Below are 14,146 nucleotides of genomic sequence, written 5' to 3' on the forward strand. Positions count from 1 at the left end.
AAAAGGCCTGCAAGTCGCAAGACTTAGCGGGCCTTTGTTGCGTTTCAAGGCAACGCTGTGAAATGCCATAGGTATCAAACAGCTAGCAAGTGACGTAACCCGTCTTTCATCCACCTGGAACTAGAAACCGGCTCTTTGATTCAGGGTCCCCGGTTTCTCATCCAGGTCGAGGGTGAGTTTCCGGCGTTTATTCGGCGCGATCTTGGCCGCGGCAGCAGCATATTCGACCGGCGTCATCCAGCCAAGCGATGTGTGAGGACGGCTCTCGTTGTAGTCCCGCCGCCACGCCTCAATCTTGGCTCTGGCGTCCTCCAGCGACAGGAACCATTGCGTGTTCAGTGTAACTGCATGCGGTTATACGTCCCGAAGGCGGCCGTTGAACGACTCCACGAACGCGTTGTCCGTAGGCTTGCCCGGCCGGCTGAAGTCCAACGTTACGCCGTTCTCGTAGGCCCAGCGGTCGAGTGCCTTCGAGATGAACTCCGGCCCATTGTCCACCCGGATGGTTCTGGGGCACCGCGGATCGACGAGATCCGCGCCATCACCTCGACCACCTGCTCACCCTTGATGCCCTGGTCGACGTCGATTGCCAGCGCCTCGCGCGTGAACGCATCGACCACGGTCAGTGCCCGCAGCCGCCGGCCGTCGAACAGCGCGTCGGAGACGAAGTCCATCGAGCACATCTCGTTGGCCGCCACAGCCGCAGATTGCCGGTCGCGGTTGGCAGCACTGACGTTACGCCGGGGTTTCTTGAGCCGAAGGCTCAGTCCATCATCCCGGTAGAGCCGGTAGACCCGCTTGTGGTTCACGAACCATCCCTCCCTGCGCAGCAGGATGTAGATCCTGAAATAGCCGTACCGCGTCCGCGTCGCCGCCAGATCACGGATGCGCAGCATCAGCGGCGCCTGATCCGTAGCGCACCGACGACCTGTCGACGCCCAGCACCAGGCAACTGCGCCGCTCGCTGACACCGTGGGACGCCTGAACGTGCGCGACCAGCTCGCGCCGTCGTCCAGGGCTTTTTTGACAGCACGTCCTACAAGACGTGTTTGTCCAGGCTCAGGGCCGCTACCAGCTGCTTGAGCTTGCGGTTCTCCTCCTCGATCAGCTTCAGGCGCCGCAACTCGCCTACGCCGAGGCCGCCGTACACCTTCTCTCAGCGGTAGAACGTCTGCTCCGAGATCCCTCCACCGCCTCTCCAACGATGCTACGCATCGCCGGAACCTTGGGCGGTTCCGCCCATACGGCGGATCACCTTCGCCACCGACGTGCCCGTCTCCGCCTGCTTCAGCGCGAACGCGATCTGCTGCTCGGTGTGCCTCGTCTTCCTCATGTCCCGGCTCCTCGCCCGCAGGCTTAAAAGGGCCGGAAAACTCTCACTCAAACCGGATGAAAAAACACGGAGGACGTCAAGAATGATCTATGGGGTACGCAAGGTATGGTGGCAGCTGGTGCGCGATGGCTTTCCGGCGCCCCGCTGCACCATCGAGCGGCTGATGCGCGACATGGGTCTACGAGGCGCGATATGAGGTAAGCCGGTTCGTGCGACGATAGCGACAAGGCAGCACCGTGCCCGCTCGATCACGTCAACCGCAGGTTCTACGCGCAGCGCCAAACATGCTCTTGGTGTCGGACTTCACCTCCGTCGCGACATAGGCGGGCTTTGTGTACGTAATCGATACCTACGCCAGGCTGATCGTCGAATGGCGGCCGAGCAGAATGGCGCGCGCAAGCTTCGTCCTCGATGCCCTGAAGGAAGCTCTCCAAGACCGTCGGTCGATCCACTAGGGCGGCTTCATCCATCATAGCGACCGTAGGTCGCGATAGGTGTTCATCAAATACATCGAGCGCCTCGTCGAAGCCGGGGTCGAGCCGTTGGTCGGTAGCGCCGGCGACAGCTACGGAGGTGATCCAAAGGCTGGACCATGGTGTGGCTTTGAAGCCGTCGAATATGCCAGCTCGTATGGGTCGACTGGTTGGACCATCGTCACCTGCTCGAACCCATCGGCGACATCTCGCCTGCCCAAGCCGAAGAGCGACATTGTGGTGCCGCCGAGAACCTCGATATGGGAGCGTAACCCATAACCTATCGCCTCCGGCAAACCCGGGGTGGTTCAGCGGTCTCCACCGGTACAAGAATAAGTAGATGCTCTTCGCAATCCACAGCCACTACTTACTAATTTTAAGATCAGCCAAGTTCAACGTTAGGAAAACGCTACCTGCGGCGAGCATAACGAAGCCGCACCACCAGACTAACCCGAAAGCCCAGCCGTGCGCGACGATCGAGGCGGCGGCAGACAGCGTCAGTATCAGCCATGCCGCTATCCGAACCCGAGCTATGCTTGACGCGGCAAGTCGCTGTTTGGTTACGCGCTGATAGTGCCTGTCGGTAGACAAACCAAGTGCGCCAAAGGCTGTAACTGCGAGTAGTATCGCCACCATGCTCATGCAGCTACCTCATGCATCATGCGTTCCGTGGTGAGTGGCCGTGCGCTGTGGGACTTGCGGCTGTGCGGCACGTGGTTGGCGACGCGCCGGGCGAGCCACAGATACCCTGCCCCGAACGCCAGCACCGTCGCATCGACGCCCAGCGGCAACAGATCGCCGACCGCGAGCGACGACCACGCGTTCCAGCGCGTGGCGACCAAATTGAACGCGGGAAGCAACAGCAGCGCCGCGCCGGTAAGCGCGAACAACGAAGACCAGGCGCGTTGCGGCGTGCGCACGAGCGCCAGCGTGACCGCGGCAGCCCAGACCAGAAACAGCACGTGCACCTCCCACTGCGCGCGACCGGGCATCGTCACCGGCAGCAGGCGGTTGGCCCAGAACATCGCCGCGACGCCAAGCGGGAAGCCCGCGATCACCGCCACGTTCAGCCGCTCCACGATGCGGAAACCCAGATGCGGCTTGGCGGGGTCGGGCAGCTTCTCGCGCCGCTTGACCGTCCACAGCACCAGACCGCTCGCGACCATCAGCGTGCCCGCGACGCCGCACAGGAAGTAGATCCACCTGAGCGTGGTATCGGCGAAGCGACCGGCGTGGAGCCCGATCATCACGCCGGCGGTCGCCGCGGCACCGCCGGGGGCCGGGCTCTGCCACACCGGCGTTCCGCTGGTGCCGTCGTAAACGATCGACGGCGCGCGCGTGTTGAGCAGCGTCGTGGGTGACCGGAACAGCGTTATGCGCGCTGCTGCGTCGCCGGGTTGGCTGACCTCCAGGCTGCCGATCGGTCCGCCCAACCTGCGCTCGGCATCGCGCACCAGCGCGGACAGCGGGACCAGCGGCACCGGCTTGCCCGTCTGCTCGGCCGCCTCGACGTGCGGGAACAGGGTGTCGGCCAGCTTGGTCTGGTCTGTGTAATTGGCGACCGTCGCCCAGGGCATCAACAAGGCCATCAGCGTGACCACGCCGGTGTAGGTGATCATCAGGTGGAACGGCAGCGCCAGCACCGCCGTCGCATTGTGGCCGTCAAGCCACGACCTCTGGCCCTTGCCGCGTCGCAGCGTGAAAAAGTCGCGAAAGATCTTCTTGTGCGTGACGATCCCGGTCAGGATCGCCACCAGCATCATCACCGCGGCGATGCCGACCAGCCACCGCGCCCAGATCACCGGCATGTAGTAGAGATCGAAGTGGAAGCGGTAGAAGAACTCGCCGCCGCGCGTGTCACGCGCGGTGGCGGGTAGGCCGTCGGCGCCGATCAACGCCTGGTTATCGCGGCGCCCCCGTCCGCCGCCGCGCCGGCCGGTGCGCTCGCCCCTCTTCGGCTGGGGCTGCCAAAACAATTGCGCGCCGGGCACTTGCGCGTCCGGCATCGCGATGAACCAGCTCCTGGCATCGGGCGCCTTACGGACCAGGAAGCGCTGCGCGCCGCCTAGCACCCTAAGCGGCTGTTCGACGCGCGCGAGTTCAGGTCGCATGTAGCGGTTAAGCCCTTCGCGCCAGAACGCGATCGTGCCGGTCAAAAAGACGAGGAACAGCAGCCAGCCGAGCAGCAGCCCCGACCAGGTGTGCAGCGTCGATTGCGACTGCCGGATACCCTTGCTCATACCCGCCCCGCCGTGGTGATCGACATCCAGGTGATGCCACCGCCCACCGCGCCGAGCAGCAGCAGGACCCAAGTGGCGCGCCAGCCGCTGCGCGCGCCATACGCGTACATTGCGGCGAGCGCGCACAACAGTAGCGCGACCAGTGTGCCGGTGACGGTGGCCTCCGACCGCGCCATCGGCAGAACGCGCGCGAGCGCCGCGCCCGACAGGCTCGCCACCGCATAGCCGAGCGGCACCGCCGCGACGAAGCGCAGCGTGTTGTCGAGACGGCGGCGCATCACCACCGACTGCCCGGTCGCGCGCGCGATCACGGGTAGGTGAACCGTAGTGTCGCGAAGAAGGTACGCGGCGTGCCGTAATAATTGCCGCGCCCAGTCGAGGAGATGCGCGCGTAATAGCTCTTGTCGAGCAAATTGGCGACGTTGAGCGACAACGACAGCTGCTCGGACACCTTGTACCCGGCGCGCAGGTCGACGACCGAATAGGCGGGCTGGCGCACCACCGACGAAATCGTCCGTCCCTGCGGCGCGGAAGCGGATACGGGCACAACGATCGACGGCGTCCCGCCAGAGGTTTCGCTGAACCACGTCACGTTGCCGCCGAGGCTTGCCCCCGCCAGCGCGCCGGCGGGCACCGTATAGTTGGTGAACGCCTTGATCATGTGCTTGGGGATGATCGGCGTCAGCGACAGTCCCTCGAATTGTGGCTGCGTATCCTCAAGGTACTTGGTCTTGGTGTAGGTATAGCCGCCGTTGACTCGCCAGCCGGGCAGGATCTCGCCGGTGGCCTCCGCCTCGATGCCGCGGGCGCGAACCTTGCCGGCCTGCAGGTAGACGGTGGTCAGCTCGGGCGGGTTGAAGATGCGGTTGGTCTGCTCGATCTGGTACACCGCGGCGGACAGCAGCAGCCGGTTGTTCATCAGCGACAGCTTGGAGCCGAGTTCGTACTGGCTGCCGATCAGCGGCTTGACATCGCCGCCATCGTTGCGGACGCGGTTGGCGGGTGCGGCCTGCGGCGTGAAGCTGTCGGCGTAGCTGCCGTAAAGGTTCAGGTCGGGCGTCACGTCCCACACGATCCCTGCGTAGGGCGTGAAACGGTTATCGATGCTTTGTGGCCGACCGACCGCGGGCGTCGGCAGCAGCGTGTCGATCGTCTGCTCCCACCAGGTCAGGCGGCCGCCGCCGACCAGGGTCAGGCCGCGTACGGGTTGCAGGCGGAGCTGTCCGTAGGTGCCGTATTGCTCGATCACGGTGTTGGTGCCGCCGTAGACCTGCACGATGCAACGTCCTGGCTGGGTTACCGTGACGCCGGTGCAATTGGCGCCCGATCCCGGCACCGTGTAAGCGGGCGAGGGAGCGTAAGGGTTGAGCGGCGGTTCCGCCGGCAGCACGGGATTGAAGACGTTGATCGTCGAATAGCCCGACAGGCGCGTGTAATAGCTGTCGTAATCCTGCGCCTGATAGTCGGCGCCCAGGATCAGCGTCTGCTCCTGGCCAAACAGGCGGGAGCTGCCCACGCCGTTGAAGTCGAACGAGCGCGTCTGCGACTTGCTGTCGCCGCGGTACGCGATCTGCGTGGTGTTGCCGTTGTTGGCGGTCGCGCTCGGCAGCTTGTTCGCCGCCGTCGTGACCGCCGCGTTGCCGACGTAGCTGTAGACGTCGATCCGGTCGACGTCGGTGAACAGTCCGGTGGCACGCAGCGTCCAGCGATCGCTGATCCGGTGGGTCAACTCGGCAAAGGCGGTCCATGTCTCCGACTCGAAGCGGTTCCAGTCGGCGCCGAGATAGGTCGAGCGGCGCACGTCGAGCAGCCGCCCCTCGCTGCCGTCGGGTGCGCCGGCGTAGCCCGGCAGGCCCGACTGGATCGCCGGGCGAAAGCGGTCGTATGAGCCTCCCACGGTGAAGGTGGTGCGATCGCCTATTTCCACTGCACCGACGGCGAATGCGTTCAGCCGGTTGCGATGCGCGGTGTCGAAGAACTGGTCCTGATCCTGCGCCATCACGCCCGCGCGCACGCCGGCGCGGTCGCCGAGCGGAGTCGACGCGTCGAGTTCCAGGCGAATGTTGTCGTAGCTGCCATACCCTGCCGACGCCTGCATCCGCGCAGCGTCGAGCGGTCGCTTGCGCACCAGGTTGACGCTGCCCGCCGGATTGCCGCTGCCGCTGAACAGCCCGGCTGGGCCGCGCAACACTTCCAGCCGGTCATAGGCGAACAGGTCGGGGACGACGCCGGGGAAGTTGAACGACAGCGTCGGCACGCCGTCGACGAGGTAGTTGGTGATGGCGAAGCCGCGCGAGAAGTACGACGGGTCCTCGCTGCCGACGCCGTTGACCGTGATACCGTTGGTGGCGGTGAGCGCGTCCTCCAGCGTGAACAGGTTCTGCGCCTCTATCTGGTCGCGGTCGATCACGGTGATGGTGTTGGGCACGTCCTTGAGCGGCGTCACCGTCTTGCCGACCTCGCGGCCGTAGCTCTTGCCGACGACGATGATCTCATCGCGGCGATCGTCTTCCTTGTCGTCGACACGGACCTGTGTGTCGTCCGCGGTATTCGCATCCGCGATAGTTGACCGCGTTAGCGCCGCTGCGGGCGCAGCCGAGACGAAGGCCGCCGTCGCCAGCAGCATGGTTGATGAGCGCACGAATGTTCCCCCGGTGTGTAGGGGGGCGCCTCTAACGAATTAGAGATTGCGAGTCACTATCAAGAGCAACAAGACATGTAACAAAGTGTTTCTAGGAGTCTGAGCGCGCGATCAGGCACGATCCGCATCGCGGACGATCACCGCTCGTGTTTGATGAAGTGGCGGCCAATTGGCCGATCCGAACGCAAACCCGCTCTTGAGAGCGGTAACAGCGTTCAAGAACGTCGCGGCTGTACGGACGATGGAACGGGGCGGCTTGTCCGCTCCTCATCGCCTTTCGAGGCATCTGCTCGTCCTTCTCCAACTCCACAACCATCGCGTCACCGCCGGCGGTAAGAGGCAGCATGTCCGCACAGGATTGCCGCGCCGGGGCGGCGGCGCGTCGTGCGCAGCGAAGTGACAATCCCTTAGCGAATGTGTGCGGACGCGACTAAGCCGCCGCGCTGACGTGGGGGGCTATAGAATCCACGATCAAGCGAATCGTCAGTCAGCGTGCCGCAGGGATTACATGATCCTGGCGCTCATGAAGTGGGACAAGGTGGTCACTCCAGCATCCTGGATCAGGGACATCGAGATTGTTCGACAGGGACTCGACGCCGCAGCGGTGAGTTGGGTCATCATGCATCAGCGAACGTATTTTTTCGAACAGGCTGGCGAGGTCCAACGCTTTGCCGCCAGTATCGGGTATTTTTGTACCAGTGACAATAAAGTTGCTTAGCTTATAGTCAATAGATAAATATCCTCCGCTTACGTCTCCAGCTGATAAATAATACTTCAGTTAATGTACGTATCTCCAGAAGCAAATATTAGATTCTACACTGAACAGGCACTGATACTAGAAGAAAAAGAAGGGCTAGACTGCTTCGACTAGTGTGTTAAGCATCTTGAAAAGATCACTTTAGTATGACGGGCAAGTTAGAGACGGTAAATCGCGGTCAAGGCTGTGTTTGCCGAACAATCCCGAAATTGGGCAGCCTCCCTTCGCTACTTCTGGGATGTTGGGGACACTTCGCTTGACGAGCCGCTCGTCCGGTGAGGTTTGATCGTCAACCCACGTGTTGTCTGCCGCCAGAGCAGCGGCATCTCCGCCCTCGGTCGATCCATGAGCCGTGCCCGAGCAAGCAGCAGGTCGCTTACCTAGGCCACTGTTCGCGCCTGAGGTCTGCAAACGTAAGCGCGACCGACGATTTAGGCATTGCAAAAACCTCAAAAACGTCCATCAGGCTGTAAGAAAACAACGGCCGGGTAGCGGTTGGTAGCTTAATCGTACAATGGTCAGACTTGGCACCCTTGAAGACGATCTTCGAGGAAGGATTCGTATGGCTGACGATTACCCACATCGGAGAGGAACCACACGTGCCGTGACAAGCGGCCAATCTAGGGGGTTCTCATGTCTTTCGACACGTCCAGCCGGGCGGCGTTCGCCGCCGGCACAAGCGTTTTCGCCGTTCTGATCGCACTCGCATCGCCGGCCACCGCACAGTCGGTGGACACGACGCGACCAGCATCGGAGGGCGCCGGTGTCGTCCCCACGGCGACGTCGGCGACCAGCACCCCCGATCGGGTTGAAACCATCAATCCGCAGGATGAAGCCGGGCAAGACATCGTCGTCACCGGATCGCGTATCGATCGCGCGGGCTATGACGCGCCGACCCCGACCATCCGTGTCACGTCGCAGGAATTGAGCGTCGGCGGGCGCACCAACGTCGCCGCGGCGTTGAACGACCTGCCGCAGTTCCGCGCGACGACGTCGCCGCAGACAACGGGTACGAACACCGGCGCAGGCGTTGCGCCGGTCGACCTGCGCGGCCTGGGCGTCAGCCGCACGCTGGTGCTGCTCGACGGGCGTCGCTTCGCCAGCGACAATGATCTGAACACGATCCCGACCATCCTGATCAAGAGCGTCGATGTCGTGACCGGCGGCGCGTCCGCCGCCTGGGGCTCGGGCGCGGTCGCAGGCGTGGTCAACGTCGGGATCGACGACGGCTTCAACGGTTTGCGCCTGGGCGTGCAGGGCGGCGTGTCGTCGTACAAGGATGCAGGCGAACGGCGCGTCGAAGGGGCGTTCGGCACGCCGTTCGCCGGCGGTCGCGGCCATTTCCTGATCGGCGGCGAATATCTGGACAACGATGGCGTCATCCCGAAGACGAGCCGACCGCGGATCGGCCGCTGGGCCACCGTGCCCGATGGCAATGGCCGTTTTGTGATCGCGCCCGACGTCGGTTTCGCCAACGCGGCGTACGGCGGGTTGATCCTGTCGGGCGCGCTGCGCGGGTATGCGTTCAATCCCGATGGTTCGCTGCGGCTGTTCGATGGCGGCATCGTCCGCGGTACCAACTCCATCGGCGGCGAGGGGCCGTCGAACGACGACATCAGCCCGCTGGTGACGCCGCAGCGGCGCTACACCGGCCTGGCGCGTGTCAGCTACGAAGTGACCAACGACGTCAAGGCAACGGTCGAGGTGCGCCACTCGCGCATGTACAATGACTATACCTGGTTCGGCGACCACAACCGCGGCAATCTGACGATCCGGTCGGACAACGCCTTTCTGCCGCAGGCGGTCAAGGCACGGCTCGCAGCGGCGGGGCAGACCAGCTTCACCTTTGGTCGCTTCAACAACGATTTCGCGTTCTCGACGATCGATTTCGAGCGCAAGACGACGCAGGGCACCTTCGCGCTCGATGGCACGATCGGCAGCAAGCTGCGCTGGAGCGGCTATTACACGCACGGCGAGTTCCAGAACAACATCGACACGCCCGGCTTCATCCTGACGCAGAATTACGCGCAGGCGGTCGACTCGGTCATCAACCCTGCCACCGGACAGCCGGTCTGCCGCGTCGCGCTGACCAATGCGGCGAGCAACTGCGTGCCGATCAACCTGTTCGGTGAGGGGGCGCCATCGGCCGCAGCCGCCGCCTATGTCACGGGCACGCCGATGTCGCGCTCCACGCAGAAGCTCGACGTGACCGGCTTCTCGCTGCGCGGCGAACCCGTGACGCTGCCCGCGGGCGACGTCTCGTTCGCGGTCGGCGTGGAGGCGCGCAAGGAGCAGATCGATACCCGTGTCGGTGCGCTCGACGCGGCAAAGGCCTTCACCTCGTTCAGCTTCGCGCCGCTGGCCGGGCAGTTCACCGTGAAGGAAGCGTTCGGCGAGTTGCTCGTGCCGTTGATCCACGACACGCCGCTCCTGCGTCAGCTCGACCTGAACGGCGCGGTGCGCATCAGCGACTATAGCACCACCGGATCGATCTGGTCGTACAAGATCGGGGCCACCAACGAGTTCTTCAGCGGCTTTCGCGGTCGCGCGACCTATTCGCGCGACATCCGCTCGGCGAGCCTGAGCGAGCTCTTCACGACCTCGACCACCGGCTACAACACGCTGACCGATCCGCAGACGAAGCAGAGCGTATACGTGCAGAATATCGGCGGCGGGAACGTCAACCTGCAGCCGGAGCGCGCGAACACGCTGACAGCAGGCTTCACCTGGTCGCCGCCGTCGGTCACCGGGCTTAACCTGACCGCGGACTATTACGACATCAAGATCGACGACGTGATCACGACGATCGCGCCGCAAGACCTCGTCACGCGTTGCTTCAACGGCAATACCGCGCTGTGCGACCGGATCGACCGCGACGCGAACGGCACGCTGGTGCGGACGCGTTCGACCTACGTCAATCTCGCCAAGTACATGACCAACGGCATCGACGCCGAACTGTCGTACACGCTGCCGCTCAGCCGCATCGGCGGAACGGGCGACGGACGCTTCCGCTTCCGCCTGCTCGGCACCTGGATCGACAGCCTGCGTACCGACGACGGTGTCAGCCAGATCGAGTACGTTCGCTCGCAGGGTTATTCGTTCGGGCTGGGCGTGCCGAAATGGCGGGTCAACGGCTCGATCGGCTATGAGGATCGCACCTATTCGGCGACGCTGCGCGGCCGCTACATCTCGCCCGGCGAGTATAACAGCACGCAGGACATCACCAACAACCACATCGGCGCCTACACCTATTTCGACCTGCAACTCGCCGCGCGCATCCCGGTGACGAGTGGTCCGTCGCTGGAGGTCTACGCCAATGCGAGCAATCTGTTCGACAAGGACCCGCCGGTCGGCTCGCTCTACTCGCCCTATTACGACGTGATCGGCCGCTACATCACGGTCGGCGCACGCGTCCGCTTCTGATCGCCCGCATTCTCGCCCTTTCCGGAGACCAAACCCATGAACCTGCGCCGCGCGCTGCTTCTCGCCGCCTGTGCCTTGCCCCTCTCGCCCGCGCTCGCCGATCCGGCGACACCTGTGTCAGCGCCGACCGCGCCCAAGCCAGCGGCGATCATCGCCGATGGCGTGCCCGCGATCCCCGCGACCCTGGTCGCGGCGACCCAGCCGTACCTGCAGGCGCGCAAGGCGTCTTTCCTCGGCTGGGACGAGAAGACGCGCGGCATGCTGGTGAAGACCCGCTTCGGCAACACCGACCAGCTCCACACCGTGTCGGCGCCCGGCGCCGCGCGCGAGCAGGTCAGTTTCGAGGAGGAGCCGGTGCTGACCGGTTCGCTGTCGCCGGGCAAGGGCGACGTGACGCTGGTGCAGAAGGATGTGGGCGGCGGCGAGTTCTACCAGCTGTTCCGACTGGAGGCCGGGCGGTTGCAGTTGCTGACCGATGGAAAGAGCCGCAACTGGTTCGGCGCGTGGAGCCATGACGGGCGCTACGTCGGTTACTCCTCCACGCGCCGCAACGGCGCCGATGCCGATCTGTACATGATCGATCCGCGCGATCCGAAGAGCGACCGCAAGCTCGCCGAGGTAAAGGGCGGCGGGTGGAACATCGCCGACTTCTCGCCGGGTGGCCGCCGCGCGCTGGTGCTCAACCGCCAGTCGATCAACAAGGCCGATGTGTACGAGATGGACGTCGCGACCGGCGCAATGCGTGCCATCACCGATGTGAAGGCGCAGGTGTCGTACGAGGCGCCGCATTATGCGCCCGACGGCAAATTGTGGGTGATCTCGGACGAGGGCGCGGACTTCCTGCGGCTCGGCCGGCTTGATCCGGCTACCGGCGCCTTTACGGCGGTATCGCGCGAGCCGAAGTGGGATGTCAGCGATTACGCGCTGGCGCCTGACGGCGGCACGATCGCCTATGCCACCAACGAAGCGGGGGTCAGCCGGCTGCACGTGCTCGACACGCGCACCAACGCCGTGCGCGCGGTCACCGGGCTGCCCGCGGGCGTGATCCCGTGGAGCATCGGTCCCGCGATCCAGATCTCGCCCTGGGGGGCCATCGGCCTTTCGATGTCGTCGGCGCGCGTTGCGGGCGATGTCTTCTCGGTCGACAGCAAGACGCTGGCGGTCACGCGCTGGACGAAGAGCGAGACCGGCGGCCTCGATCCCAGCCGCAACGTCGAGCCGGTGCTGGTCGAGGTTAAAAGCTTCGACGGGCAGCCCGTATCGGGCTTCCTCTATCGCCCCGATCCGTCGAAGTTCCCGGGCAAGCGGCCGCTGATCATCGACATCCACGGTGGGCCTGAGGGGCAGACGCGACCCGATTTCCTGGGCGCGACCAATTACGCGATCAACGAACTGGGCATCGCCGTCTTCTACCCCAATGTCCGCGGCTCGTCCGGGTTCGGCAAGCGGTTCGTCAACCTGGATAACGGGCCGTTCAAGCGCGAGGATTCAGTCAAGGACATCGGTGCGTTCCTGGACGCGCTGGCGAAGGACCCGACGCTGGATGCCACGCGCTTCGCGGTGAACGGCGTCTCGTACGGCGGGTACATGTGCTACGCGACCGCGACGCATTATTCGGCGCGGTTGAAGGGGGCGAACTGCTACGTCGCGATCTCGAACTTCGTCACCTTCTTGCAGAACACGCAGGATTACCGGCGCGACCTGCGCCGTGTCGAATATGGCGACGAGCGCGATCCCGCCCAGCGCGCGCAGTTGATGAAGATCTCGCCGCTCACCAGCGTCGACCGCATCACCGTGCCGCTGCTGGTCGCGACCGGCGGCAACGATCCGCGCGTACCCCGCTCGGAGGCCGAGCAGATGGTGTCGGCGGTGCGCGCGAAAGGTGGCACCGCCTGGCACCTGATCGCGCAGAACGAGGGCCACGTTTTCCATAAAAAGGAGAATGAGGATTATTACTTCTGGGCATCGATGCTGTTCTGGCAACGCACGCTGCTGAGCGGCACGCCACGGTGATCCGCCGCCTGTTGGTTGCCGCCGGGGGCGTCGCGGCCGCGATGTTGCTGGCGGCGCAGGCTCCGCCACCCAGACCAGCATATGATGCGTCGGCACCGGTGAGGGTCGATCACCATGTCCACGTTCATTCACCCGCGATCCTCGCCATTCTGCCCGCTTACTGCAACAGCCCCGGCCGAACCGGTAAGTGCGACCCGGCATTTCAGGAGCCATTGTCGCCGCGCGACCTGCTGGCTGCAATGGACCGGGCCGGCGTGCGGCGCGGGCTCGTCATGTCGACCGCGTATCTGGCGGAAAGCCCAATGATGGTGCCGCGCCTCCCAAACGCAGCCGCGGTCGTGCGCGCCGCGAATGAGTGGACCGTCGCACTGGCCAAGCGTTACCCGCGGCGGCTCTCTGCATTCATCGGCATCAATCCGCTGACCCCCACGGCGTTGAGTGAGATCGCGCACTGGCGCGGCAACCGCTACGTGACGGGCATCAAGCTGCATCTGACCAACTCGGGCATCGATCTGCGGTCCGATCACGACGTCGCTGCGCTGGCGGCCGTGTTTCGTGCCGGCGCGGCCGCGCACATGCCGATCATGATCCACATGCGCACGCGTGCGAAGGACTATGGCGCACGCGACGTACACCGCTTTGTCGATGACGTGCTGCCCCAGGCGGGCGATAATCCCGTACAGATCGCGCATGCAGCAGGTTGGGGCGGAGTTGATAACAACACGCTTGCCGCACTAGGCGCATTCGCCGACGCGATCGAAGCCGACCGCACGCGCTTCGACCATGTCTGGTTCGATCTCGCTGCCATGTGGAACGATGACACGCCAGTCAGTGACCTTGTGAAGCTCGTCGTGCTGATCCGCCGCATCGGACCAGCGCACTTCCTGCCCGCCTCCGACTGGCCATTTTCACGCGACCTGGCGCATTATTATGCGCAGACATATTGCCGCCTGCCGCTTACGCGTGCCGAGTGGGCGACCATACGAAGCAATTCAGCTCCTTACGCGATCAACTAAGTCGACACGTTGCTCATCGCCTTGTTCATCAATCACCTCGTGAGGAAGTGTGGGTGGAAACCGGAAAAGCCGCTTTCGGGTAGCGAAATGCCCATAGCTGCTCGCGACCGGCGGATTTCAGGCGTCACCCGAGCTTCGCGAACGCTTCATTCATCCGCATGCGCGCGACATGTTGCTGCGCTCCAACCCGGTGAGTGACGGCGCGGGGTTGCAACTGGGCGAGGACGTCGGGGGAGAGGTGGCAGGGACC

At 64.2% G+C, this 14,146-nt stretch carries 8 protein-coding genes and 2 pseudogenes; 5 read left to right on the forward strand and 5 right to left on the reverse strand.

The window, feature by feature from the left end:
• Positions 1-120 precede the first annotated feature (120 nt).
• A pseudogene (locus SMN802W_RS17920) lies at positions 121-1,333 on the reverse strand (IS3 family transposase).
• An 82-nt stretch (positions 1,334-1,415) separates the two neighbouring features.
• On the opposite strand from SMN802W_RS17920, the pseudogene SMN802W_RS18745 reads away from it, so the two are divergent.
• Positions 1,416-2,078 (forward strand): annotated as a pseudogene (locus SMN802W_RS18745) (DDE-type integrase/transposase/recombinase).
• A 91-nt stretch (positions 2,079-2,169) separates the two neighbouring features.
• Here the strand turns inward: SMN802W_RS18745 and SMN802W_RS18975 are convergent.
• From SMN802W_RS18975 to SMN802W_RS0108570, 4 genes are read right to left on the reverse strand one after another with little or no spacing between them, the layout of a single operon-like run.
• Positions 2,170-2,448 (reverse strand): DUF3325 family protein, encoded by a 279-nt coding sequence (locus tag SMN802W_RS18975; RefSeq protein ID WP_019516488.1) that lies wholly within the window; start codon positions 2,446-2,448, stop codon positions 2,170-2,172.
• The gene (locus SMN802W_RS0108560; RefSeq protein ID WP_019516489.1) at positions 2,445-4,046 is read right to left on the reverse strand and encodes a PepSY-associated TM helix domain-containing protein; all 1,602 of its coding nucleotides are present in this window, start codon (positions 4,044-4,046) and stop codon (positions 2,445-2,447) included. Before SMN802W_RS0108560 ends, SMN802W_RS18975 begins: the two co-directional genes overlap by 4 nt.
• Positions 4,043-4,357: a hypothetical protein gene (locus SMN802W_RS0108565; protein WP_019516490.1), complete on the reverse strand. Its 315-nt coding sequence runs from the start codon at positions 4,355-4,357 to the stop codon at positions 4,043-4,045. Before SMN802W_RS0108565 ends, SMN802W_RS0108560 begins: the two co-directional genes overlap by 4 nt.
• Positions 4,354-6,687, reverse strand: coding sequence for a TonB-dependent siderophore receptor (locus tag SMN802W_RS0108570; protein ID WP_238560164.1), 2,334 nt, complete (start codon positions 6,685-6,687; stop codon positions 4,354-4,356). Before SMN802W_RS0108570 ends, SMN802W_RS0108565 begins: the two co-directional genes overlap by 4 nt.
• A 508-nt stretch (positions 6,688-7,195) precedes the next feature.
• Between SMN802W_RS0108570 and SMN802W_RS0108575 the strand changes: the two genes are divergently transcribed.
• From SMN802W_RS0108575 to SMN802W_RS0108590, 4 genes are all read left to right on the forward strand, one after another.
• Positions 7,196-7,405 carry a hypothetical protein gene (locus SMN802W_RS0108575; protein ID WP_019516492.1) on the forward strand — a complete coding sequence of 70 codons (210 nt, stop codon included), beginning with the start codon at positions 7,196-7,198 and terminating at the stop codon, positions 7,403-7,405.
• Positions 7,406-8,077: 672 nt separating this feature from the next.
• A complete protein-coding gene (locus SMN802W_RS0108580; protein ID WP_019516493.1) occupies positions 8,078-10,867 on the forward strand; it encodes a TonB-dependent receptor plug domain-containing protein in 2,790 nt (929 codons plus the stop codon).
• A gap of 36 nt (positions 10,868-10,903) precedes the next feature.
• Positions 10,904-12,880: a S9 family peptidase gene (locus SMN802W_RS0108585; protein ID WP_019516494.1), complete on the forward strand. Its 1,977-nt coding sequence runs from the start codon at positions 10,904-10,906 to the stop codon at positions 12,878-12,880.
• Complete coding sequence (locus tag SMN802W_RS0108590) at positions 12,877-13,896, forward strand: amidohydrolase family protein (protein WP_019516495.1); 1,020 nt, start codon at positions 12,877-12,879, stop codon at positions 13,894-13,896. Before SMN802W_RS0108585 ends, SMN802W_RS0108590 begins: the two co-directional genes overlap by 4 nt.
• Positions 13,897-14,146: the final 250 nt, after the last annotated feature.

Origin of the sequence: Sphingomonas sp. Mn802worker, from assembly GCF_000382485.1 — a bacterium.
Classification (GTDB): domain Bacteria; phylum Pseudomonadota; class Alphaproteobacteria; order Sphingomonadales; family Sphingomonadaceae; genus Sphingomonas.

Coding starts and splice junctions, on each gene's coding strand:
- SMN802W_RS0108580 (WP_019516493.1), top strand. CDS start 8,078: ATGTCTTTCGACACGTCCAGCCGGGCGGCGTTCGCCGCCGGCACAAGC.
- SMN802W_RS0108585 (WP_019516494.1), top strand. CDS start 10,904: ATGAACCTGCGCCGCGCGCTGCTTCTCGCCGCCTGTGCCTTGCCCCTC.
- SMN802W_RS0108575 (WP_019516492.1), top strand. CDS start 7,196: ATGATCCTGGCGCTCATGAAGTGGGACAAGGTGGTCACTCCAGCATCC.
- SMN802W_RS18975 (WP_019516488.1), bottom strand. CDS start 2,448: ATGAGCATGGTGGCGATACTACTCGCAGTTACAGCCTTTGGCGCACTT.
- SMN802W_RS0108560 (WP_019516489.1), bottom strand. CDS start 4,046: ATGAGCAAGGGTATCCGGCAGTCGCAATCGACGCTGCACACCTGGTCG.